General features: G+C 45.4%; 1 protein-coding gene. It reads right to left on the reverse strand.

The window, feature by feature from the left end; translation table 11 throughout:
• Window positions 1-590 (reverse strand): hypothetical protein (locus ACYVRH_RS14180; protein WP_461257520.1); only part of this gene is annotated, 590 nt, incomplete at both ends.

Below are 590 nucleotides of genomic sequence, written 5' to 3' on the forward strand. Positions count from 1 at the left end.
GGCAATTACAGTTTCTTTGCCTTCACCTGCCTTGTTTTTGGCGGACAATGTTTCATCGTTTTCAGTTTTTGACGGCGCGTTTGTTTTTTTCTTATTATCTGATAATTCCGCCGTTTCGCCGACATTTTGCTTTGCGGCTGCGTCAAATGCTGCGGCTAACTGCGCGGCAGAATCGCCCTGTTCTGTTTCCGCAATGATTGGCGCCGTTTGCAAAAACATTTCCTCAGCGGGAAGAATTTCCGCGCCATCGATTTCCAGCGATAATTCGTTTTCACCTGTAATTTCAGTTTCCAGAGAGCTTGTAAACAACTGATCGGCTCTTAAAAGCATTTTTTCAAAGTCTTGTGAAACTTCAAGATCGTCAGCCTCAAGATCAACTTCTTCCGTATTCGCGGATAACTCAAGTTCGCCGCCCTCGCTAATTTGTCCGGCTGACAACGCGTCAAATCCGGAATCGGATACAAACTGCTCTACAGGCTGAGTTTTTTGCAGTAACCCGGCAAGGATTTCTGAAAAACTTTGGTGTTCTTCGGTTTCTTCGGTTTCATTGTTTTTAAGCGGATCGCTTACAACGGCGTCAACTGGAACAG

The sequence above is a fragment of the Treponema sp. R80B11-R83G3 genome, assembly GCF_054786115.1.